This window comes from Nonomuraea sediminis (assembly GCF_018531495.1).
GTDB classification, from domain to species: Bacteria; Actinomycetota; Actinomycetes; order Streptosporangiales; family Streptosporangiaceae; genus Nonomuraea; species Nonomuraea sediminis.
Genome location: NZ_JAHDTI010000002.1, coordinates 833480 through 852748, shown reverse-complemented (window position 1 = coordinate 852748; position 19269 = coordinate 833480). Strand labels below are relative to the sequence as shown.

The 19269-nt window shown below is 68.9% G+C and carries 29 protein-coding genes and 1 tRNA gene; 12 read left to right on the top strand and 18 right to left on the bottom strand.

The genetic code is table 11. The annotated features are described in order from the left end of the window. Nucleotides 1–95: 95 nt before the first annotated feature. The 3 genes from KIK09_RS12105 to soxR are packed head-to-tail and all read left to right on the top strand — an operon-like array spanning nt 96 to nt 2248. On the top strand, nt 96–1001 hold the full coding sequence (locus KIK09_RS12105) for an ABC transporter ATP-binding protein (protein ID WP_214319009.1): 906 nt from the start codon (nt 96–98) through the stop codon (nt 999–1001). Further along, nucleotides 998–1732 (top strand): ABC transporter permease, encoded by a 735-nt coding sequence (locus KIK09_RS12100; protein ID WP_214319007.1) that lies wholly within the window; start codon nt 998–1000, stop codon nt 1730–1732. The genes KIK09_RS12105 and KIK09_RS12100 overlap by 4 nt, the downstream gene beginning before the upstream one ends. Before the next feature lie 24 nt (nt 1733–1756). Then, nucleotides 1757–2248, top strand: coding sequence for a redox-sensitive transcriptional activator SoxR (soxR, locus tag KIK09_RS12095; RefSeq protein ID WP_214319005.1), 492 nt, complete (start codon nt 1757–1759; stop codon nt 2246–2248). On the opposite strand, the gene KIK09_RS12090 is transcribed toward soxR, so the two are convergent. Together KIK09_RS12090 and KIK09_RS12085 are read right to left on the bottom strand one after the other, a co-directional pair. After that, entirely contained in the window at nt 2245–2691 is a 447-nt protein-coding gene (locus tag KIK09_RS12090; RefSeq protein ID WP_214319004.1) for a universal stress protein, read from the bottom strand. The genes soxR and KIK09_RS12090 overlap by 4 nt on opposite strands. 79 nt (nt 2692–2770) lie before the next feature. After that, nucleotides 2771–3145, bottom strand: coding sequence for a hypothetical protein (locus KIK09_RS12085; RefSeq protein ID WP_214319001.1), 375 nt, complete (start codon nt 3143–3145; stop codon nt 2771–2773). 29 nt (nt 3146–3174) lie between these two features. On the opposite strand from KIK09_RS12085, the gene KIK09_RS57605 reads away from it, so the two are divergent. Then, entirely contained in the window at nt 3175–3579 is a 405-nt protein-coding gene (locus KIK09_RS57605) for a phosphotransferase family protein (RefSeq protein WP_308164039.1), read from the top strand. Here KIK09_RS57605 and KIK09_RS12075 read toward each other — a convergent pair. The 3 genes from KIK09_RS12075 to KIK09_RS12065 all read right to left on the bottom strand — a co-directional run bounded on the left by KIK09_RS12075 (nt 3569) and on the right by KIK09_RS12065 (nt 5022). Beyond that, the gene (locus KIK09_RS12075; RefSeq protein ID WP_214318999.1) at nt 3569–3928 is read right to left on the bottom strand and encodes a nuclear transport factor 2-like protein; all 360 of its coding nucleotides are present in this window, start codon (nt 3926–3928) and stop codon (nt 3569–3571) included. The two genes, KIK09_RS57605 and KIK09_RS12075, sit on opposite strands and share 11 nt — an antisense overlap. Further along, nucleotides 3925–4371 (bottom strand): MarR family winged helix-turn-helix transcriptional regulator, encoded by a 447-nt coding sequence (locus tag KIK09_RS12070; RefSeq protein ID WP_214318997.1) that lies wholly within the window; start codon nt 4369–4371, stop codon nt 3925–3927. Before KIK09_RS12070 ends, KIK09_RS12075 begins: the two co-directional genes overlap by 4 nt. A gap of 78 nt (nt 4372–4449) precedes the next feature. Then, a complete protein-coding gene (locus tag KIK09_RS12065; RefSeq protein ID WP_214318996.1) occupies nt 4450–5022 on the bottom strand; it encodes a TIGR03086 family metal-binding protein in 573 nt (190 codons plus the stop codon). 124 nt (nt 5023–5146) lie between these two features. Here KIK09_RS12065 and dnaN point away from each other — a divergent pair, with 124 nt between their 5' ends. Beyond that, a complete protein-coding gene (gene dnaN / locus KIK09_RS12060; protein ID WP_214318994.1) occupies nt 5147–6244 on the top strand; it encodes a DNA polymerase III subunit beta in 1098 nt (365 codons plus the stop codon). Here dnaN and KIK09_RS12055 read toward each other — a convergent pair. Then, nucleotides 6227–6682, bottom strand: coding sequence for a MarR family winged helix-turn-helix transcriptional regulator (locus KIK09_RS12055; protein WP_214318992.1), 456 nt, complete (start codon nt 6680–6682; stop codon nt 6227–6229). The two genes, dnaN and KIK09_RS12055, sit on opposite strands and share 18 nt — an antisense overlap. A gap of 61 nt (nt 6683–6743) precedes the next feature. Between KIK09_RS12055 and KIK09_RS12050 the strand changes: the two genes are divergently transcribed. Both KIK09_RS12050 and KIK09_RS12045 read left to right on the top strand, forming a co-directional pair. Next, nucleotides 6744–7043, top strand: coding sequence for an antibiotic biosynthesis monooxygenase (locus KIK09_RS12050; RefSeq protein WP_214318990.1), 300 nt, complete (start codon nt 6744–6746; stop codon nt 7041–7043). 1 nt (nt 7044) lies between these two features. Then, nucleotides 7045–7884, top strand: a complete 840-nt coding sequence (locus KIK09_RS12045; protein ID WP_214318988.1) for an SDR family oxidoreductase — start codon at nt 7045–7047, stop codon at nt 7882–7884. Nucleotides 7885–8039: 155 nt separating this feature from the next. Here the strand turns inward: KIK09_RS12045 and KIK09_RS12040 are convergent, their stop codons facing one another. The 6 genes from KIK09_RS12040 to upp form a co-directional block, all read right to left on the bottom strand. Further along, nucleotides 8040–8714, bottom strand: coding sequence for a FadR/GntR family transcriptional regulator (locus tag KIK09_RS12040; RefSeq protein ID WP_214318987.1), 675 nt, complete (start codon nt 8712–8714; stop codon nt 8040–8042). Between the two features lie 102 nt (nt 8715–8816). Beyond that, the gene (locus tag KIK09_RS12035) at nt 8817–10133 is read right to left on the bottom strand and encodes a helix-turn-helix domain-containing protein (RefSeq protein WP_214319621.1); all 1317 of its coding nucleotides are present in this window, start codon (nt 10131–10133) and stop codon (nt 8817–8819) included. A gap of 97 nt (nt 10134–10230) precedes the next feature. Then, on the bottom strand, nt 10231–10761 hold the full coding sequence (locus tag KIK09_RS12030) for a PH domain-containing protein (protein ID WP_214318985.1): 531 nt from the start codon (nt 10759–10761) through the stop codon (nt 10231–10233). Further along, a complete protein-coding gene (locus KIK09_RS12025) occupies nt 10758–10916 on the bottom strand; it encodes a hypothetical protein (protein WP_214318983.1) in 159 nt (52 codons plus the stop codon). Before KIK09_RS12025 ends, KIK09_RS12030 begins: the two co-directional genes overlap by 4 nt. A gap of 97 nt (nt 10917–11013) precedes the next feature. Further along, nucleotides 11014–11238 (bottom strand): hypothetical protein, encoded by a 225-nt coding sequence (locus tag KIK09_RS12020; RefSeq protein WP_214318982.1) that lies wholly within the window; start codon nt 11236–11238, stop codon nt 11014–11016. A gap of 138 nt (nt 11239–11376) precedes the next feature. Next, nucleotides 11377–12015 (bottom strand): uracil phosphoribosyltransferase, encoded by a 639-nt coding sequence (gene upp, locus KIK09_RS12015; RefSeq protein WP_214318980.1) that lies wholly within the window; start codon nt 12013–12015, stop codon nt 11377–11379. Between the two features lie 141 nt (nt 12016–12156). On the opposite strand from upp, the gene KIK09_RS12010 reads away from it, so the two are divergent. From KIK09_RS12010 to KIK09_RS11995, 4 genes are all read left to right on the top strand, one after another. Next, nucleotides 12157–12666 (top strand): tRNA adenosine deaminase-associated protein, encoded by a 510-nt coding sequence (locus KIK09_RS12010; protein ID WP_214318978.1) that lies wholly within the window; start codon nt 12157–12159, stop codon nt 12664–12666. A 17-nt stretch (nt 12667–12683) separates the two neighbouring features. Further along, nucleotides 12684–13160, top strand: a complete 477-nt coding sequence (locus KIK09_RS12005; protein WP_214318976.1) for a tRNA adenosine deaminase-associated protein — start codon at nt 12684–12686, stop codon at nt 13158–13160. Then, nucleotides 13157–13612, top strand: a complete 456-nt coding sequence (gene tadA / locus KIK09_RS12000; protein ID WP_308164038.1) for a tRNA adenosine(34) deaminase TadA — start codon at nt 13157–13159, stop codon at nt 13610–13612. Before KIK09_RS12005 ends, tadA begins: the two co-directional genes overlap by 4 nt. 10 nt (nt 13613–13622) lie before the next feature. Beyond that, a tRNA-Ser gene (locus KIK09_RS11995) sits at nt 13623–13709 on the top strand. Nucleotides 13710–13759: 50 nt separating this feature from the next. On the opposite strand, the gene KIK09_RS11990 is transcribed toward KIK09_RS11995, so the two are convergent. Genes KIK09_RS11990 through ypfJ (KIK09_RS11970) form a run of 5 tightly spaced genes read right to left on the bottom strand, consistent with a single transcriptional unit; the run spans nt 13760 to nt 17499 of the window. Further along, a complete protein-coding gene (locus tag KIK09_RS11990) occupies nt 13760–14440 on the bottom strand; it encodes a polysaccharide deacetylase family protein (protein WP_214318975.1) in 681 nt (226 codons plus the stop codon). A 24-nt stretch (nt 14441–14464) separates the two neighbouring features. Further along, on the bottom strand, nt 14465–15259 hold the full coding sequence (locus tag KIK09_RS11985; protein ID WP_214318973.1) for an SAM-dependent methyltransferase: 795 nt from the start codon (nt 15257–15259) through the stop codon (nt 14465–14467). Between the two features lie 48 nt (nt 15260–15307). After that, on the bottom strand, nt 15308–15604 hold the full coding sequence (locus KIK09_RS11980) for a type II toxin-antitoxin system VapB family antitoxin (protein WP_214318971.1): 297 nt from the start codon (nt 15602–15604) through the stop codon (nt 15308–15310). Between the two features lie 48 nt (nt 15605–15652). Continuing rightward, complete coding sequence (gene ypfJ / locus KIK09_RS11975; protein ID WP_214318969.1) at nt 15653–16504, bottom strand: KPN_02809 family neutral zinc metallopeptidase; 852 nt, start codon at nt 16502–16504, stop codon at nt 15653–15655. A gap of 53 nt (nt 16505–16557) precedes the next feature. After that, complete coding sequence (gene ypfJ, locus KIK09_RS11970) at nt 16558–17499, bottom strand: KPN_02809 family neutral zinc metallopeptidase (protein WP_214318967.1); 942 nt, start codon at nt 17497–17499, stop codon at nt 16558–16560. 60 nt (nt 17500–17559) lie between these two features. Between ypfJ (KIK09_RS11970) and KIK09_RS11965 the strand changes: the two genes are divergently transcribed. Continuing rightward, nucleotides 17560–18201, top strand: coding sequence for a LysE family translocator (locus KIK09_RS11965; protein WP_214318965.1), 642 nt, complete (start codon nt 17560–17562; stop codon nt 18199–18201). Here the strand turns inward: KIK09_RS11965 and KIK09_RS11960 are convergent. Further along, nucleotides 18198–19211 carry a WXG100 family type VII secretion target gene (locus KIK09_RS11960; RefSeq protein WP_214318963.1) on the bottom strand — a complete coding sequence of 338 codons (1014 nt, stop codon included), beginning with the start codon at nt 19209–19211 and terminating at the stop codon, nt 18198–18200. The two genes, KIK09_RS11965 and KIK09_RS11960, sit on opposite strands and share 4 nt — an antisense overlap. Nucleotides 19212–19269 lie beyond the last annotated feature (58 nt).

Sequence of the window (19269 nt, the reverse complement as noted above, 5' to 3'; positions counted from 1 at the left end):
CACCGGGGGGCGTGCTCGTCACTGCACCTAGGTACACCTTTGTCGGGTACCCAGCCCGATTCTCCGCGACAGGCGAGATTTCTAGCGTCGAAGGCATGGAAACCATCGAGGTAAGGAACCTCCACAAGCGCTACGGAGAGCGCGTGGCGGTGGACGACGTCTCCCTCGACGTCAAGGAGGGCGAGATCTTCGGGATCCTCGGCCCCAACGGCGCCGGCAAGACCACGACCGTGGAGTGCATCGCCGGTCTGCGCGTTCCCGACAGCGGGTCGGTGAAGGTGGCCGGGTTCGATCCTCACACCGAGCGGGACGAGGTGCGCAGGGTCCTGGGGGTGCAGCTGCAGAGCGCGGCGCTGCCCGACAAGATCACTGTGGAGGAGGCGCTTGATCTGTTCGCCTCCTTCTATCCCTCGCCCGCGCCGTGGCCTGAGCTGATGGACAGGATGGGCCTGACGGGCAGCCGCCGCACCCGCTTCGCCAAGCTGTCGGGCGGGCAGAAGCAGCGCCTGTCCGTGGCGCTGGCCCTGGTCGGCAACCCGAGGATCGCGGTGCTTGACGAGCTGACCACGGGGCTCGACCCGCAGGCCCGCAGGGACACCTGGGAGCTGATCGAGCAGGTGCGTGACAGCGGGGTGACGATCGTGCTGGTCACGCACTTCATGGAGGAGGCCGAGCGGCTGTGTGACCGGCTCGCGCTCATCGATGAGGGCAAGGTCGTGGCGGTGGACTCGCCGTCGGGACTGATCGAGCGGGTGTCCGCCGAGCAGCGGCTGCGCTTCCGGCCGTCGGCGCCCCTGGATCACGCCGTCCTGCTGGCGCTGCCCGAGGTCACGGAGGTGTCCGCGACGGGCGGGCACGTCGTGGTGACCGGGTCGGGGAACCTGGCCCAGGCCGTCACCCTCACCCTGGCCCAGCACGGGATCGTCCCCAACGACCTGCGGATCGAGCGGGCCACGCTCGACGACGCGTTCCTCGCTCTCACAGGAAGGAAGCTGTCATGAAGAAGATCCTGGCCGTGGAGGTCAAGCTCCACCTGCGCGACGTGCAGTCGCCGCTGATCGTCATCGGGCTCCCGCTCGCGCTGCTGCTGATCCTGGGCAGCATTCCCGGCTTCTCCAAGCCGGATCCCGCGATGGGCGGGCAGAGCGTCAACGACACCCAGATGCCGGCCATGATGGCGATGCTGGCGATGATGACGCTGGCCTTCACCGTGCTGCCGGCCGTACTGACGCAGTACCGCGAGCGCGGGGTGCTGCGGCGGATGTCGACCACGCCGGTGCATCCGAGCCGGGTGCTGGCGGTCCAGCTGGTGATCAACCTGGCGGTCGGCATCGTCTCGACGGTGCTGTTGATCGTGCTCGGGCGGGTGGTGCTGGGGACCGCGATTCCCAAGCAGCTGCCGGGGTTCGTGCTGGTGTTCCTGCTCGGCTCGGCCGCGCTGCTCGCGATGGGGCTGGTGCTGGCGGCGGTCGCGCCGAACTCGAAGGCGGCGCCGGGGCTCGGGTCGTTGCTGATGTTCCCGCTGATGTTCGTGGCGGGCATGTGGGTCCCTCGGGAGTTCATGCCGGACGTGCTGCGGCACATCAGCGACTTCAGCGTGGCGGGGCCGTTCGCGCAGGCGATGCGTGACACCTGGGCGGGTCACGCGCCGCAGCCGCTGCACCTGGCGGTGCTCGCGGTGGGGCTGGTGGTGTTCGGCACGCTGGCGGCCCGGCTGTTCCGCTGGGAATAGGATTCCTCAACTATGCTCGAGGTTATGACCAAGGTCGCGTGGAACTCCAAGGAGCTGACCGTCGGCCAGCTGTCCGAGCGCAGCGGCGTGGCAGTGTCCGCTCTGCACTTCTACGAGGCCAAGGGCCTCATCTCCAGCCGGCGTACGGCAGGCAACCAGCGCCGCTACACCCGCGACACCCTGCGCAGGGTCGCCTTCGTACGGCTGGCCCAGCGCCTGGGCATCCCGCTGAAGACCATCAACGAAGCCCTGTCCCGGCTGCCGGAGAACCGGACCCCCACCCGGGAGGACTGGGCGCGGCTGTCGGCCGCCTGGCGGACGGAGCTGGACGACCGGATCGAGCAGTTGCAGCGGCTGCGCGACGACCTCACCGACTGCATCGGCTGCGGCTGCCTGTCGCTCGACCGGTGCGCGCTGGCCAACCCGCACGACCGGCTGGGGGAGGAAGGGCCGGGTGCCCGCCGCATCGACACCCGGCTGTGCCCTCCCGCGAACTGCGTGCCCTGCGCCGGCTAGCTCTTGCCCGGCGGGACGATCAGCGTCGGCCGGTGCGCGTGGTGCAGCACGTGGTTGGACACGCTGCCCAGCAGCACCGACCGGACGCCGGCCAGGCCGCGGGAGCCCGTGACGATCAGGGAGGCGTCCAGCTCGTCGGCGGTGTCCACGATGGCCTGCCAGATGGACTCGTTGTCGGCCACCGCGCGGAAGCTGACGTCGCTCAACCCTGAGGCCTTGGCCAGCTCGGCGCCCTCCTTGGCGTACTGCTCGGCCTGGGCGCGCCACTCGTCGGCGGCGTCGGACAGCACGGCCGCGCCGGCCAGGGGATATTTCTTCAGCTGGACCAGCAGCGGTTCCCACACGGTCAGGATCACGGTCTGCTCGGCGGTCAGGTGCTTGGCCGCGAACTCGATGGCCGCGCGCGAGTCGGCGGATCCGTCGTAGGCGATCAGGATGGTCATGGCGTGCTTCCCTTCGCTTCGTTCGTCCGGTAAAGCACCCGTGTGATCAGCACTGTTCCTGTGACGGCTGTCTGGTGTGTCACACCCTGGCGCGCAGCCGCACCACCAGGCCGACGACCATGATCAGGGACAGTCCGCTCAGCGTCCACGGGTCGCTGGGGTTGCCGCCCAGGTGCCGGTCCAGCACGTGGGAGATCGCGTGGACCACGCAGCCGGTCGCACCGCCCAGCAGGGCGACGAACAGCGCGTCCGACCAGATGAGCGCGCCGATCAGGGCGGCGGCGATGCCGAGCTGGAAGGCGCCCAGGTCGTGGAAGAGGTGCAGGTTGAACGGCGGGTAGGTGGCGATGGTGGAGTAGAAGCTCTGCGGCCAGCCGAAGGCCCACACGCCGCCGGCCAGGAACACCACGGCGGCTAGCACGACCACGGCCTTCACGAATCCCTGTTGTCTCATGGCGATGGGACGGGAGAGGACCCGCGTTTGTGACACTTCCCCGCGTCGATCGGCTGGACGTCTCCGCGATACCGCCGGAAGTGGTCTACGAGGCGCCGTGCCGGGGGCTGGTGGCCGAGGGGCGGGGTTGGCGCTGTTCCGCCGACTTCCACCCGGAGAACGTCCTGGTGGACGGCTCCGGGCGGGTCACCGGGGTGATCGACTGGGACGGCGCAGGGCGGGGCGATGCCGACTTCGACCTGGTCACGCTCCGCTTCGATCTCGAGCGCCGGGCGCCGGAGCTCGGCCGCGGCCTCGACGGGCTGCTGCCCGACGGGGCCAGGGCCGAGGCCTACTGGGCGCACCTGGCGCTGCGCCAGGTCGACTGGGCGATCAGGCATTTCAGCGCGGAGGCCGAGACTTGGGTCGGCATCGCCGAGCGGCTCAGGCCATGATCTCCTGCCACGGGGTGCCGTCGAAGATGAGCACGATCGAGGTGATCTTGCCGTCGTCGAGGCGGAAGTGCTCGGCAGTGCGCTGGGCGCCGACCGGGGTGGCGGTGTAGACGTCGTAGACCAGGGTCGCCTCGGCCTCGCCGTACAGCTCGCTGAGCAGGTCGACACCGGTGACCACCGAAAGGAAGGCCGGCAGGTCCTTCAGGTGGCCCTCGGGGTCGGTGGAGCTCATCAGCGGGCTGCTGAAGGTGAAGTCCGTGGCCAGCTGGGCGGTCGCGGCGGGGATGTCGCCGCGGAAGCGGGCCTCGTGGTAGGCGCGCACAGCCTGGCGGGTCTGGGTCTCGGTCATCGGGTCTCCTGGTTCTGCACGAGCCGCAGGCACAGATGGCGCAGCCGGTCGAGGTCGTCGGGGGTGAAGCCATGGAAGACGGACTCCATGGCGAGCTGGGAGGGCCGCCTGAAGGCCTGCGTCCAGGCCTTGCCCGCGGGGGTGATGCTGACCTGCACGGACCGGCGGTCCTGCGGGTCCTGGTCCCGCCGGACCAGGCCGTCCTTCTCCAAGGTGTCTACCAGACCTGTCACGTTGCGCGAACTCACCCCCGCCGCCTGCGCCAGATCGCCGATGCTGGCCGCCTCGTCGCTCACGCGGATCAGGATGTCCAGGGCGCCCGAGCTGAGCCCGCGCCCCTCGGCCCCTTGCGTCCGCATCCGCTCCACGGCGTGGAACGCCGACCTGACGGCGGCCGCGGCCTCGAACAGTGCCGTGTCGCCGCCGCCGGTGAAGCGCTCCATCGCTTCCCTGACCCGGGGGTCATAGAGACCCCCGGAATCTTCCGACAATTTATGTACGTCCTTCATAATGAAGGCACTCTACAGTACGGGCTGCCGCCCCAGGTAGCGCAGCAGCTCAGCGACCTCGCCGCCGCCCTCGCCCGCGACGACGGGGCCGAAGGCGCCCCACTGCCGCAGCGGCTCGACCAGCTTCCTGGCCACCGGGAGGAACTCCCTGGCCAGCTCCGGCGTCAGCGGCGAGGGCTGGCCGGTGGCGATGGCGATGTCCCAGGCGTGGACCGCGGCGTCCATCGCGCAGGCCCGGACGCCGTCGGCGGCCGACAGCTTGTTCGGCGGGATCGGCACGGACACCTCCTGGGCGTCGGCCGCCACGCCGGCCCACGCCTCGGCCGAGGCCCGCATGGCCGCCTCCGCCACCTGCTCGGGCGAGGTCGACAGCGTTCCCGAAGGCGCGAAGGGGTCCTCGGAGGGGCCGGGGCCGCCGGTGAGGAAGGCGGCGTAGCCGATCTGGTCACCCGCGGCGTGCTGGAGCACCTGGGTGACGTTCCACTCGGAGCAGGGGGTGGGCAGCTGCCATCCGTCGGCGGGGACGCCCGCCACGACGTTCCGCAGGGCCTGGTGCGCCTCGTCCAGCACGATCCACTCGGTCATCGCTCGCCTCTTTCTCTCGGTCGATGACTCTACTGTATCAGAACGGAACGCTCTATTCCAATAGGATTTGTCAGCAGCCTCGGCTACCGTCATAGAACGCAGGTGAGACGAAGGGGTGGATCGGGTGAAAATCCGGGTGAACCGCGATGTTCTGTCCGACGCGGTGGCGTGGGCGGCCAGGGTCCTGCCGAGCCGCCCGGTGGCTCCCGTGCTCGCCGGCCTGCTGCTGGAGGCGGGTGAGGACCTGAGCCTGTCCGCGTTCGACTACGACGTCTCGGCCAAGGCCGTGATCGAGGCCGACGTGGCGGAGGGAGGCGCCATGCTCATCCCCGGCCGGCTGCTGGCCGAGATCAGCCGCAGCCTGCCGGCCGAGCACGTCGAGATCGTCACCGAGGGCGCCGAGGCGGTGCTGACCTGCGGCACGGCCGAGTTCGGGCTGATCACCATGCCGGTCGAGGACTTCCCGACGATGCCCACCATGCCGCCGAGCGTCGGCGCCGTGGGCGGCGGCGTGTTCGCCTCGGCCGTCAGCCAGGTGGCTCCCGCCGCCAGCCGCGACGACACGCTGCCCATGCTCACGGGCATCAGGGTCGACATCGAGGGCGACCGGGTGGCCATGGCCGCCACCGACCGCTACCGCATCGCGGCTCGCGACTTCACCTGGCGGCCCGTCTCGCCCGACCTGGCCGTGTCGGCCATGGTGCCGGCCCGCGTCCTGGTCGAGGTGGCCAAGACGCTGCGCGGCGGCGAGGTGTCGGTGGCGATGGGCGACGGGGTGGCCGGGTTCGAGAGCGTCGGGCGAAGCACGACCGTGCGCCTGCTCGACGAGCAGTTCATCGACTACCGCGCCCGGCTCACCTCCGACTGGCCGATCAGGGCCGACGTGCGGGTCGCCCCGTTCGTCGACGCGATCAGGAGGGTCGCTCTGGTCGCCGAGCGCAACACCGCCATCCGCCTGTCCTTCAGCCAGGGCCAGGTGCTCATCCAGGCCGGCGGCGGCGACATCGGGCGCGGCACCGAGGTCGTGGAGTGCGAGCTGCGCGGCGACGACATCCAGATCGCCTTCCAGTCGCAGTTCCTGCTCGACGGCCTGACCGGCATCGAGAGCGAGCTGGCCAGGATCAACATGAGCTCCTCCACGAAGCCCGCCCTGATCCAGGACGTGCCCGGCGACGCCGAGCCGGCCTTCCGCTACCTGGTCATGTCACTCCGTGTGGCCTGACTGGCGCGCGGCCAGCAGCGTGAACACGCGCTTGAACTCGGCGTAGGCCTGCTCGCCGATGGCCTGGGCGTGCTCGCGCTCGATGCGCGCCACGATGGCGTCCGCTCTGGCCATCTGGTCGAGCCCCCGCTCGGTGGGCACGATCAGCTTGGCCCTGCGGTCGTGGGGATCGGGCTTGCGCTCCACATAGCCCAGCTCGACGAGCTCGTCCACCAGCGTGCCGATGACCTGCTTGTGCTGCCCCGACTGGGCCGCCAGATCCGTCGCCCTGCTGCCTTCCGGGTCGAGGTAGGCCAGCACCGCGCCGTGCCGCGGACCCAGGCCCGGATGCCCCTCATCGGCCAGCGACCGGGACAGCTCCCGCTGCAGGCCGAACAGCGTCCGCGCCGTCAGCACACCCAGGTCGGGGTTGGCCCGCTTGCGCTCGCTCCGCCGCACTATGCCCTCCAATTAGTCATCAATCTTGACCATCACTGATTCTTACTATACCGTCCTGTCCATGAGCAGAACGGTAGAACTCACGCGATTCCGCGTGTCTCCCGAGCGTGCCGACCTGTTGCCGGCCGCGCGCGAGCGAATGATCGCGGATTTCCGAGCGGACCGGACCGGGTTCCTCGGCGCACGGCTGGTCCGCCTCCCCGGCGACGAGTGGCTGGACATCGTGGAGTGGCGATCGTCTGAGGACTTCGCCGCCTCGCGCGCCAAGGGCGCGAACCTGCCGGGTATCGCCGCCTTCTTCGCCTTGATCGACGAGCTGGTGTCCGCGGAAGAGGGCACCACTGATGAGAGTGAGAGCTGACATGACCATCTTGATCACCGGTGCCAACGGCAACGTCTCGGGTGCTGTGCTGCGTTCCCTGCCCGATTCCGCCGATGTCCGAGTGCTGGTCCGTGATGCCGCCAAGGCCCCCGCGGGCCACCAGGTGGTGGTGGGAGATCTTGACGACCCGCGCTCCCTTGTTGAAGCGTTCCAGGGCGTGGACACGTTGTGGCTGCTGACCGCCATGGGCCCGCAGGCGCCGCATGCCAGCTCCAACGCGGTGTGGGCGGCCAAGCAGGCCGGCGTGAGCCACGTGGTGCGCCTGTCGGCGATCGGTGCGGGCCACGACGCGCCCACGCGCAACGGGCGCCTGCACGCCCTGTCCGACAACGAGCTGCAGGCCTCCGGGCTTGACTGGACCGTCATCAAGCCCGCCTTCTTCATGCAGAACCTGCTGGGCTCGGTCAACGGCGCCACCCTGTACGGGTCGACCGGCGAAGGCCGCCTGAGCCCGATCGACGTGCGCGACATCGGCGACTTCGGCGCCGCGATCCTGACCGACCCCGCGCCGCACGCCGGCAAGACCTACACCATCACCGGTCCGGCCAGCATCTCCCTCGGGGAGGCGGCCGGCTCCCTCGAGCAGGTGTACGGCGAGCGGATCGGCTACCAGCCGGTCGGGCTCGACGACGCCTACCGGTCGATGCTCGAGATGGGCCTGCCGGAGTGGATCGCCGCGGTCAGCGTCGAGTACGGCAAGGCGTACTCGAGGAACTGGGGCGACTTCACGACCCCGGACTTCGAGACCGTGCTGGGCCGCAGGGCGAGGACGTTCGCGGAGTTCGCGCAGGATCATCGCGACATCCTCCGTGCGGCGTGATCACGAACCGCCGTCATGGCGCATTCCGTGCGCCGTGGCGGCGGGTCACCGTCATCGACTCGCCGCAAGCGCCGGTCACGGGCCCTCAGCCGGAGTACGGCCAGCGGCGGGTGGGCGCGGCCGGCCGTACGAGAAAGAAAGCTCTTACGAAAGAGTCATTGGTCGGTGAGGGCGATGAGGATGTGTTCCATGCAGGCGTGGCCGGCGCGCTCGGCGGCGGCCGCGTCGCCGGCGGCGATGGCGCGGGCGATCGCGTCGTGCGGGATGTAGGTCTTGTTGAGCGAGGTGCCCGCGGCCGTGATGCTGGCGCGCAGCGCCGCGGAGAAGTCCTCGTACAGGTCGATGAGGACGAGGTTGTGCGTGGCGTGCGCGACCGACATGTGGAAGTTCAGGTCGGACTCGACGAAGGCGTCGGGATCGTCCAGCTCCCAGGCGCGATCACGCTCGGCCAGCGCGGCCTCGATGCGCAGGATGTCCTCGTCGGTGCGGCGGGTGGCGGCCAGCCGGGCCGCCTCGACCTCCAGGGCGCGCCTGACCTCGAGGATCTCCAGCTGCTCGGCCTGGCGCAGGCGGCGCAGCATGGCCCCCGACAGCTCGCTGGTGGCGCGCACGTACGTGCCGTCCCCCTGACGGCACTCGAGCAACCCCGCGTGAGTGAGGGCGCGCACTGCTTCGCGAACGGTGTTGCGACCCACCCCGAGTTGCTCGGCGAGCACGGTCTCGGTCGGGATCTTCCCGTTCATCTGCCACGACCCTGAGGTGATCTGCTCTTTGAGCTGGTCGATCACCTGGTCGACGAGCGAAGCCCGCTGCGCCGTACGCAGACTCAAAGTCCGCCTCCTCCGGGAACGCCAATCATCCTATGAGTCAATGACTGGTAGACCCTAATTATTCCAGACGCGAAATGCCAAATCTGCAACGCGCCTGGGAGGTCAGCGGGCTATCGACGCGTCGACTGTCACCCCCGCCATGGCGGACCGGACGCCCGCCGCCTCGAGAGCCTTACGATACGCCGCTGTCTGCTGACCGCGTGCACCGACGCGGCCGTAGAGGTCACCCAGCTCGCGCCAGCACCGCGCGGCCTGCCGGTCGGAGCCGAACACGGGCCGGTTCAGCGCGTCGAGCAGCGCGCGCGCCGCGTCGAGGTGGGCGGTGGCGTCGGCGTCCAGGTCCGCGGCCGTCGTGGCGAGCACCAGGTGCGCCTCCGCGGGCGTGGTGCCCTCGTGGGCCACCTCGAGGGCCGCGGTCGCCAGTTCCCCGGCGCGGGCCGGGTCGTCGGCGCGCAGCCGCACCCTGGCGCGCGCGATCAGGCTCTCGGCGTACTCCTGCGCGGTCGCGGGGAAGGCGGCGAACACCTGGCCCGCGGCCTGGACCAGGCCGTCGGCCTCCTCGGCTGAGGAGGACTCCATCCGCGCCCAGTGCATCGCCGCGCGGGCGAGCTGGAGCGCGATGCGCGTCTCCCTGCCCGCGGTGATGGCGTCGTCGGCCAGCCGGACCGCCAGTGCGGAGTCCTCACCAGCCGCGGCCGCCACACTGGCCTGCCACAGCGCTCGGATCTCTCCGGAACGGTCCACAACGGTAGGAACGCCACTGACGTCGAGCACGGTCTTGACGTAGGCGTGGTCCTCGCCCGTCTCCACCAGCGCGGTGGCGAGGTCCACGGCGATCTCACCCTGCGTGATCGCCAGCCGCTCGGCCTGCTCGAGCGCGCTCGCGGCCAGGTCGCGGGCGCGCAGCCGGTCGCCGGCCCGCTGGTAGCAGCGGCTGAGCGCGATCGTGAGGGGCAGGTCGGCCAGTCGCTCAGGGTGGGCGGCGGCCTCGCGGCGCAGCCGCTCGAATGCTTCCACCGCCTGGCCGAGGCGTCCCTGGGCCTCGAGCGCGCGGGCCCTGCCGAAGCGGGCGTGCGCGGTGAGCAGGGCGTTCTCCTCGTCGGATGCCTTGACGATCTCGGTGAACCTGTCGGCGGCCACGGCAGGATCGCCATGGCGCAGTTCGAGTTCGGCGTGGCGCAGCCCGAGCTCGGTGTCGATGCGCTGGCGAGGCTCGATCCCGTGCAGGAGGAACTCGGTCGTGCAACCCAGCCGCTCAGCGAGGAGGCGGGCCACGACCGGAGTCGGCGTGCGCTTACCCGACTCGATGAGCGAGACATAACTGTCAGACAGGTCGGGGCCGGCCAGCTGGGCCTGGGACATCCGCCTGTTCAGCCGCAGTCCGCGGACGCGGTCACCGATTGTTCCCTGACTCGGCATCTCATCTCTCAAGGCGGGGAAGGGTCAACAACACGCAAATGATTGCACGAAGTAGCCGAATCGGGTATCCCCACCTGAAGAAATCACTACCGAGAGGTTAATCGTCCCCTTCGTCCTTGCTGGGGAAAAGCATCTGACACACCTCTAGGTACAAGGTCTCTGGATACGGAATGTACTCCACCGTGGACAGTGCCTGGTCCTGACCGGCCGACTCGAGGATGAACTCCCCGTAACCGAGCATGCGCCCTAGGAGAGATCGCTGGAAGCTCATGTCCGTGACCTTCTGCAGCGGCATCATCGCGACCTTGCGGGTGATCAATCCCGTGGTCAGCAACATCCGCTTTGAGGTCACCACAAAGTAGTCGACTGACCACTCCGCGACTTTCCACACGAAACGGATCAGTAGCAGGAGCCAAAGCCACCAAACGACGACGAGGGCCGTGCCGCCCCCCTTGTCGCCGAAGAACTTGCTCAGCAGCCCGGCGATGATCAGGCCGCCGAAGACCTCGGCGACCGGACGGAGCAGCACGGCTGGGTGACGCCGCACCATGATGACCTGATGTTCGTGGGGGAGTAGGTAACGGTTGACCGACGACGGAGCAGAGTCCCCGTGGGTCACAAGTCTCATGCGAGGTTATTCACAAACTGAGCGAGCGAGTCCGCCGCGTTGAACACCGTGTCGAACGCGCCTCTGACCGCGTCCGCGGCGTCGGTTGGTCGTGCGAACAGGTAGTACGCAACAAATGCGATACCACCCCAGGTGAGCCATTTCTTGACCTGCACTGTCGCCTCCGTACCACTTACCCACTACACCCGCCGTATACATTACCCACCCGGTTGCCGGGGTAAAGGTAACTTGGCCGGTTAGTTCTGATCTTGCTTAGCCGCGCTCGCTGGCCACGAGAGCGAGGACGTGAAGGTGCTTGCGGGCGATCCGTTCCACCAGGCTGGGATGGGCGAAGCCGGTTACCTCAAGCGCACCGTAGTGTGCAGCCTCGACACAGCGCGTGACCGTGTGCGAGCTGTGGACGCCGGCGAACTCCTTGCGCAGCGCCGTCTCGACCTCCGCGTACGGACTCGATTCCGCCTCGGTGAGATCGCTCACGAGAACACCTCGGTGGTCGGAATATCCCTCATCGCGCTCCCTCACGCCCATGCGGAAGTTGCCTTCCTCGCTCTACGTACCCACATAACCACAGTATGTAACGAGAGGGTGACCGAGCGTGAGGAAAAGAATGACTTCTCAGACGACCCCGTAAAGGCGGTCACCCGCGTCGCCGAGTCCGGGCACGATGTAGCCGTTCTCGTTGAGGCGTTCGTCCAGCGCCGCGGTCACCACGCGCAGCGGGCGGCCGGAGTCGGCGAAGATCTTGTCCATGTAGGCCAGGCCCTCGGGAGCCGCCAGGAGGCAGATGGCGGTCACGTCGACGGCGCCGCGCTCGAACAGGAACTGCACGGCCGCCGCCAGGGTCCCGCCGGTGGCCAGCATCGGGTCGACGACATAGCACTGCCGCCCGGACAGGTCGTCGGGCAGCCGCGTGGCGTAGGTCTCGGCCTGCAGCGTGGACTCGTTGCGGATCATGCCGAGGAAACCGACCTCGGCCGTGGGCAGCAGCCGCGTCATCCCGTCGAGCATGCCCAGCCCCGCCCGCAGGATCGGCACCACCAGCGGGTACGGCTTGGCCAGCCGTACACCGTGCGCGGGGGCGACCGGGGTGTCGACGGTCACATCGGTCACGCGGACGTCGCGCGTGGCCTCGTACGCAAGCAGCGTCACCAGTTCGTCCGCCAGCCTGCGGAAGGTGGGGGAGTCGGTGCGGACATCGCGCAGCGTGGTCAGCTTGTGCGCCACGAGCGGATGGTCGACGACGAGGGTTTCCATAACGGACAACGCTATCTTGTGAGCAACGTACCGGCACGTCGTGCTCCTGGTTTTGATCACAATTTGGTCGGAGGGGCGCACGGCGGCTGGCCGGTTCTGGAACGATTGGAATCCGTAGAGGCCACGTCGGTGGGGTGGACGATGACAGACGAAGATGCGCTCGACTTCGCCATCGTGGTCTATCGCGAGGATGAGTGCTGGGACGCCGAGCTGCTGCCCGCCGCTCTGACCTCCGACCTGCTCGGGCTGATCCACGCGCTGCGCCAGCAGCCCAGCGAGAGCGGCACGATTGGCCTGGTCGCCGTGGGGGATGAGTTCTTCGTGGCGCTGCGGGTGCTGGGTGATCGCGTCGATGTCTTCCTGTCCGACATCGCCGCCTCCTGGGACTTCCCGCTGGCCCGCCAGGTACTGAACTATCTGGATGTGCCGGTCCCCGACGAGGACGAACTCGACGAGATCCTCCAGGACGAGGACACGGTGCTGCCCGCGGGAGATCTGTCGATCTTCGCCGACCTCGGGCTGGACGAGATGGAGCTCGGCATCCTGTCCGGCGACATCGACCTGCTCCCCGAGGATGTCCTGTCCAGCATCGCCGCCCGGCTCGGCTTCTCCGAGCCGTTCGAGCGAGCCATCGAATCGGTCTTCGGCTAACCCCCTGGAGCGCGGACATGGCCTCTAACACCTTCTCTGCGGCTTTCGTCAGGACCTCGAACGGCTGGAGCGGTGCCGAGGTCGATCTCAGCGCCGCCGAGATCGTCGACGACTTCGGCGACGCCGTCAGCGAAACCCTCGGCCTGGCCGGCGACGAGCTCGCCCTGCTGTGCGTCGAGGTGGAGGACGAATGGTTCGCCATCGCCCGCTACCGGGGCGAGGAGGAGCCGCGCGTGTTCCTGTCCGACGCGCACGCGATCATGTCCGACAGCATCGGCGAGCTGTTCGCCGAGTTCGCCGGCGTGGCCGTCGACAAGGAGAACAACGGGCTCGGCATCCGCCCCGCCGGAGACTTCGAGCTGCTCAGCGACCTGGGCGTGAGCTCGGAGGAGCTGCTTGAGCTGTCGATGGAGGAGGGCGTGCTGCCCGCCGACATCCTGTCCGTCATCGCCGAGCGCCTCGCCTTCGCCGACGAGCTCGATCGGCTGCGGTGAACGCTACCGAGGCCATGCGCCTCGCCCTCGCCGAGGCGGCCACTGCCGGCGCCCGCGGCGAGGTCCCGGTCGGCGCCGTCGTCCTCGACGAGCACGGCGAGGTCCTGGGGCGCGCGGGCAACGACCGCGAGTCCTCCGCCGACCCCACCGCCCACGCCGAGATCCTCGCGGTACGGCAGGCCGCCCGCGCCCGCGGCACGTGGCGCCTCAACGGCTGCACCCTCGTCGTCACCCTCGAGCCGTGCACGATGTGCGCGGGCGCCCTGGTGCTCGCCCGGGTCGACCGCATCGTCTACGGCGCCGTCGACCCCAAGGCGGGCGCCGTCGGATCGCTGTGGGACGTGGTGCGCGACCGGCGCCTCAACCACCGGCCCGAGGTCGTCATGGGCGTGCTCGGGGAGGAGTGCTCCGCCGTACTTAAGGAGTTCTTCGGCACTCGCAGGATCCGGTAAGCTCGTCGGCGGTGGTGTCGCCTAGTGGCCGAGGGCGCACGCCTCGAAAGCGTGTGATGGGGCAACTCATCCGTGGGTTCAAATCCCACCACCACCGCTCCTGCGAAGGGCCCCTGACCGTCTGGTCAGGGGCCCTTCGGCTTGAGATCAGGGAGCGGGCGGGTAGGTGGTGCCCGGGGGGACGGGCTTGCCGCGGAGGAGGGCGGGGACCGTCACCAGGTGGAAGCCGCGCTTCTTGAGGTCCTTGATGATGCCGGGCATCGCCTTGACCGTCTGCGGCACCACGTCGTGCATGAGGATCACGCCGTCCCGCCTGGCCAGCCGGAGCACGGCGGCGGTGATCTTCTTGGGGTCGCGCAGCTTCCAGTCGAGCGTGGTGCCCGTCCACAGGATCTGCGGCAGCCCCTCCTGCCCCACCAGGTCGAGCACGCGCTGGTCGGTGTCCCCGTACGGCGGGCGGAACAGCTTGGGCTGCTGCCCGGTGGCCTTGGCGATGGCGTCCTGCGTGGTGCGGATCTCGTCGAGGATCTGCTGATCGGTCATCGCGGGCAGGTGCGGGTGGTCCCAGGTGTGGTTGCCGATGGCGTGTCCCTCGGCGAGCTGCCGCCTGGCCAGCTTCGGATACTGCTCCACGTGCTGACCCATGAGGAAGAAGGTGGCCTTGACCTTCTCCCGCTTGAGCGTGTCCAGCAGCTTGGCCGTGTAGGCGCTCGGCCCGTCGTCGAACGTCAGCGCCAGGCACTTGACCTTGGCGCAGTCCACCCCGGCGGTCGCACCCGTCAGCCCGCTCAAGGACAGCGATAACGCCAGCACACCGTGAATCAGCACATCGGTCACCCTACGACCAGGGGGTCACAGCCGGGCGACGCCGCCGAAGAGCGAGGTGGTGCGGGGCCAGTCCTGCTCGTCCGGGCGCCAGTCGCACGGGCGCACCACGCCGGGCTCGACCAACCGGTAACCGTCGAACAGCCCGCGGATCTCCGGCTCGCTCCTGAGCACCAGCGGCACCGTCGCCCCGGCGAACCCGGCGTGCCAGCCCTGCTGCTCCTCCTCCGACATGCCGTCGGTCGTCAGATGGGAGATCGCCACGTACGAGCCGGGCGCCTGCCTCTCGCGGAAGGCCGCCACGATCCCCTGCGGGTCCTCCGCGGGCGTGACGAAGTGGAAGACCGCCACGAACAGCACCGCGAGCGGCTCGTCGAAGACGAGGAAGTCGGTGACCTCGGGGTTGTCCAGGATGGTCTTCGGCTGGCGCATGTCGGCGGTGACGATCCTGGTGGTGTCGTCGGCCAGCAGCGCCCTGCCGTGTACGGCCACGATCGGGTCGATGTCCACGTAGACCACGCGGGAGGCGGGATCGGCCTCCTTGGCGATCTGGTGGGTGTTGCGCGCGGTCGGCAGGCCGGATCCGACATCGAGGAACTGGCGGATGCCGCACTCGCGCGACAGGTACTGCACCGCCCGCCCCAGGAAGCGCCGGTTCTCCAGCGCGGTCGAGCGCACCCGGTTCTCGCCGATCACGTCGTACAGCTTGGCGTTGGCGGCCCTGTCGACCTCGAAGTGGTCCTTACCGCCCAACGCCTCGTCATACATCCGAGCGGCCGTCGGCACGCCGAGCGGGATGTTCAGCGGTTCTTCGGGGGTCATCCGATCTCCAGGCGAATCCGTCCAGATCGAAGATCACCGTAGCAAAGTTCAGTCCTGCAATTCCAGGACTCGGGCGTGCAAGATCGAACGCTGGTGCAGCGCGGCACGCAGCGCGCGGTGCAGGCCGTCCTCCAGGTAGAGCTCGCCCTGCCACTGGACGACGTGCGGAAACAGGTCACCGTAGAAGGTGGAGTCGGCCGCGAGGAGCGAGTGCAGATCGAGCATCGCCTTCGTGGTGATCAGCGAGTCGAGGCGCACCTGCCGCGGAGGTATCTGGGCCCACTCGCGGTGGGTCAGACCGTGTTCGGGATAGGGGCGTCCGTCGCCGACCAGCTTGAAGATCACCCCTCCGATTTTAGGAGAGATTCCGTTTCCTCGCTCCTTCAGCCCCCGTCAGAGCAGGTCAGAGGCGTTGCATTGGGCTGGATTCCCGCTCTTGTAGCCCCGCAGAACCGCGTTGACACGCTGCTGCGAGGTGCCGTGCGTGAACGACTCGGGATCGACCCTGCCGCGGGTGCGCTTCTGGATCCTGTCGTCGCCCACCGCGGCGGCCGCGTCCAGCGCCTCGGAGATGTCGTCGTCGGTGAAGGGCTTGGCGTAGAAGCCGGTGTCGACCGCGTGCTTGGCCCACACCCCGCCGTAGCAGTCGGCCTGCAGTTCGGTGGGCACCGAGCTGCCGCCGTTGTTGAGCTGGCCGAGCAGGTCCTGGACGTGGTGACCGTACTCGTGAGCGATCACGTAGGCCTGGGCGAAGGGGCCGCCCTTGGCGCCGAACTGGCTGTGCAGCTGGTCGAAGAAGCTCAGGTCGAGGTAGACGCGCTGGTCGCCGGGGCAGTAGAACGGGCCGACCGCGTTGCTGGCGGCGCCGCAGGGGGTGCGCAGGCTGCCGGAGTACAGGACGGTCTTGGCCGGTCGATACCCGGAAATTTCGCCACGCCAGTAGGCCTGGACGCTGTTCACCACGCCCACGACCCGGCACCGTTCGGACTGGTCGGCGTCCTTGCCGGTCCTGCACTCCTGGGACAGGTTCGAGGGCGGGCGGCGCTGGGGCGTCTCGTGCGAGCCCACGTTCTGCAGCACCAGGACGACCACGAGCACGATCAGGCCGAGGATCCCGCCCCCACCGATGATCATGCCGCCGCCGGGGAATCCGCCGAAGCCCCCGCCGCCCCCACCGCCGAAGCCGCTGCCGCCGGCGTCCTCGACCTGCGAGGCGTCGAGGTCGACGTCGTCCCTGAAGTCCATCACCGACATCCCTTCTCGGATGCTGCTCGATGACAGCTTCCCGAAAGGGACCGTCAGATGCCACCCGTGAACGTGTCACAGCGCTTGGGATCGCCGCTCTGGTATCCGATCGTGAACCATTTCGCGCGCTGCCGCGAGGTGCCGTGGGTGAAGGACTCCGGGGTCACCCGGCCCCGCACGCGCCGCTGGATGCTGTCGTCGCCCACCGCCGAGGCCGCGTTGAGCGCCTCGTCGATGTCGGCCTGCGTGAACGGCCGGGTGTAGAAGCCGGTCTTGACCGCGTTGTGCGCCCAGACGCCCGCGTAGCAGTCGGCCTGCAGCTCCAGCCGCACCGCCCCGCTGGTGGCGCCCTGGCGGCTGTTGCCGACCCGGCTCATCGTCCCCAGCAGCTTCTGCACGTGGTGACCGTACTCATGAGCGACCACATAAGCCTGGGCGAACGGCCCGCCCTTGGCGCCGAAGTCGCGCTGCAGCGTGTTGAAGAAGGCCAGATCCAGATAGATCTTCTGGTCCGCGGGACAGTAGAACGGCCCGACCGCCGAGTCGGCCACCCCGCACGCGGTCCTGACCGAGTTGGAGAAGAGCACCGTCTTGGCCGGCGTGTACGGTGAGCCACCGCGTCCGGCGAATGCCTGCTTCCAGTAGGCCTGGATGCTGTTGACGATGCCGACGATGCGGCAGTCCTCGGATTGATCGGCGTCCGCGCCCGTCCTGCAGCGCTCCGCGAGGTTGCCGCTGGGCGAGATCCGGGGTGCGGGAGCCTGGCGGCCGCCCTGGGGCGGCGCCTGCTGCTCGCCGGTGAAGGAGTCCGGGATGACCTTGAACAGGAACAGGGCGGCCAGCGCCAGCGCGAGCAGCAGGCAGCCGCCGCCCTTGCCGCTGATCGGCAGTGACGCGCAGCCGCTCGGCATGCCCCCGCCGCCGGGTTGCTGCCCCGATGCCCGGACGTCCTCGACCTGGGATGGGTCGAGCTCCTTGTCATCGTCGAACTGCATGACCGCATACTTCCCAGTAGCGGATCAACTACGCATTGTGACTGGGCTACTGTGCGATGCATGATGGGTGGACTTATCGGGATTGCGCTGGTTTCGCTGGGTATGGTGCTGACGCCGGGACCGAACATGATCTATCTGGTGTCTCGATCGATCGCCCAAGGGCGCAGGGCGGGGTTGATCTCGCTGGCGGGCGTTGCGCTGGGCTTCACCGCTTATCTGACGGCCACGTGCCTCGGGCTGACGGCGATCTTCGCCTACGTGCCGGCTGCGTACACCGCCCTGAAGCTGGCGGGGGCCGCCTACCTGCTGTGGGTGGCGTGGAACGCGGTCAAGCCCGGCGGCACCTCGGCCTTCCAGCCGCGCGAGCTGCCGGTCGAGTCGCCGCGCAAGCTCTTCGGCATGGGGCTGTTCACCTGTCTGCTCAACCCGAAGATCGCGATCCTGTACCTGTCGCTGCTGCCGCAGTTCATCGACCCGGCGATGGGGCACGTGCTGCTGCAGTCGCTGGCGCTCGGCTCGGTCCAGATCCTCATCGGCACCGGGGTCAACGCCCTGATCGCGATCTCGGCGGGCAGCCTGGCGGCCTTCCTGGCCAAGCGCCCGGTCTGGATGCGCGTCCAGCGCTACGTCACGGGGACCATCCTGGGCGCCTTCGCCCTCCACATGGCCACCGACCGCACCAAGGCGCTCGTCGCGGCCTAGCCGTACGCCTTCTCCGCTTCCTCGTAGCCCTCGAGGATCGGGTTGTGGTGCTCCAGCCAGGCCTTGTCGTTCTCCTTGAACCACTTCGAGGTCTTGGGCCTCGTCTTCACCATGTTCTTCCGCTCGCGCAGGTCGGCGAGGCTCTGGTCGGTGACCATAAGGCCCGGCAGATCCTCCTGGATGCGCTTGGGCATCGCGTAGTAGATCTCCATGAGCTGCCTGTTGGGGCCGCTGAGGAAGTCGCGGGTACGGCTGTCGGGAGTGCCGCCCATGTCCCAGAACTCGTCCCAGCCGCCGCGGTCGGGATCCGCCACCCGCTCGAAGTTCTCGCGGCACCAGGTGAGGACCTCGTCGAAACCCTTGCTGGCCGCGGCCAGCTTGCCGCAGACGGCGGCCAGGCCGGTCGCGCTCGCGTAGATCTGCCGTAGCGCGGTCTGGGCCTTGTCGGCCGCGGCGCCGTGCCAGGGTGCGTCGCGCAGGTCCTGGGCACGGCCCTGCACCGTGTGCGCCAGCTCGACCAGGGAGTCGGCGGCCTGCACGTAGGAGTCGGCGCCGACCGGCGTGAGGGGCGGATAGACCAGGAGATCCTCCTTGGCCTTGGCGGCGGTCATGTTGCCCACGCCGTAGTCGATCGCCTTGGGGAGCTCCAGCGTGGCGCCGCCGTTGGGGTAGATGTCGCTCGGCTCGTCGCCCAGGACGTGGGCGGGTGGGTCGCCGGTCATCATGCCGACGATCCGCTGGTCGAGCGTGGCACGGGGGATGTCGCCGAGCAGTGGCTGCTCCGCGAGGTCGTAGCGCTGAGAGGCCCGTTCGATCAGGAGCCCGGCCATTCCGGCCTCCTCGTACAGATCTCCCCAGAACGAGAAGGCGGCGTATTGGGCCGTGGAGAGCAGGGTGTTCAGCTCACGGAGCAACGTCCAGTGCAGGTTCCAGCTGCCGCCGCCGTAGAGGGGGGTGAACTGCTGAGAGGATATGGCCAGCTTGACGAGGTTGCCGGATACGGCCTTCACGCCTCTCCGGTCGATCTCGAAGCCGTCCTTGTGCTCGGCTCCCAGGCCTGGCCAATAG

Coding starts and splice junctions, on each gene's coding strand:
- KIK09_RS12035 (WP_214319621.1), bottom strand. CDS start 10,133: ATGCCGAGTCAGGGAACAATCGGTGACCGCGTCCGCGGACTGCGGCTG.
- KIK09_RS12050 (WP_214318990.1), top strand. CDS start 6,744: ATGAGCAGAACGGTAGAACTCACGCGATTCCGCGTGTCTCCCGAGCGT.
- KIK09_RS12075 (WP_214318999.1), bottom strand. CDS start 3,928: ATGACCGAGACCCAGACCCGCCAGGCTGTGCGCGCCTACCACGAGGCC.
- KIK09_RS12065 (WP_214318996.1), bottom strand. CDS start 5,022: ATGACCGAGTGGATCGTGCTGGACGAGGCGCACCAGGCCCTGCGGAAC.
- ypfJ (WP_214318969.1), bottom strand. CDS start 16,504: ATGGACTTCAGGGACGACGTCGACCTCGACGCCTCGCAGGTCGAGGAC.
- KIK09_RS12100 (WP_214319007.1), top strand. CDS start 998: ATGAAGAAGATCCTGGCCGTGGAGGTCAAGCTCCACCTGCGCGACGTG.
- KIK09_RS11965 (WP_214318965.1), top strand. CDS start 17,560: ATGATGGGTGGACTTATCGGGATTGCGCTGGTTTCGCTGGGTATGGTG.
- soxR (WP_214319005.1), top strand. CDS start 1,757: ATGACCAAGGTCGCGTGGAACTCCAAGGAGCTGACCGTCGGCCAGCTG.
- ypfJ (WP_214318967.1), bottom strand. CDS start 17,499: ATGCAGTTCGACGATGACAAGGAGCTCGACCCATCCCAGGTCGAGGAC.
- KIK09_RS12085 (WP_214319001.1), bottom strand. CDS start 3,145: ATGAGACAACAGGGATTCGTGAAGGCCGTGGTCGTGCTAGCCGCCGTG.
- KIK09_RS12010 (WP_214318978.1), top strand. CDS start 12,157: ATGACAGACGAAGATGCGCTCGACTTCGCCATCGTGGTCTATCGCGAG.
- KIK09_RS11985 (WP_214318973.1), bottom strand. CDS start 15,259: ATGACCCCCGAAGAACCGCTGAACATCCCGCTCGGCGTGCCGACGGCC.
- KIK09_RS12045 (WP_214318988.1), top strand. CDS start 7,045: ATGACCATCTTGATCACCGGTGCCAACGGCAACGTCTCGGGTGCTGTG.
- KIK09_RS12005 (WP_214318976.1), top strand. CDS start 12,684: ATGGCCTCTAACACCTTCTCTGCGGCTTTCGTCAGGACCTCGAACGGC.
- KIK09_RS12030 (WP_214318985.1), bottom strand. CDS start 10,761: ATGAGACTTGTGACCCACGGGGACTCTGCTCCGTCGTCGGTCAACCGT.
- KIK09_RS12070 (WP_214318997.1), bottom strand. CDS start 4,371: ATGGAGCGCTTCACCGGCGGCGGCGACACGGCACTGTTCGAGGCCGCG.
- KIK09_RS12090 (WP_214319004.1), bottom strand. CDS start 2,691: ATGACCATCCTGATCGCCTACGACGGATCCGCCGACTCGCGCGCGGCC.
- upp (WP_214318980.1), bottom strand. CDS start 12,015: ATGGAAACCCTCGTCGTCGACCATCCGCTCGTGGCGCACAAGCTGACC.
- KIK09_RS12105 (WP_214319009.1), top strand. CDS start 96: ATGGAAACCATCGAGGTAAGGAACCTCCACAAGCGCTACGGAGAGCGC.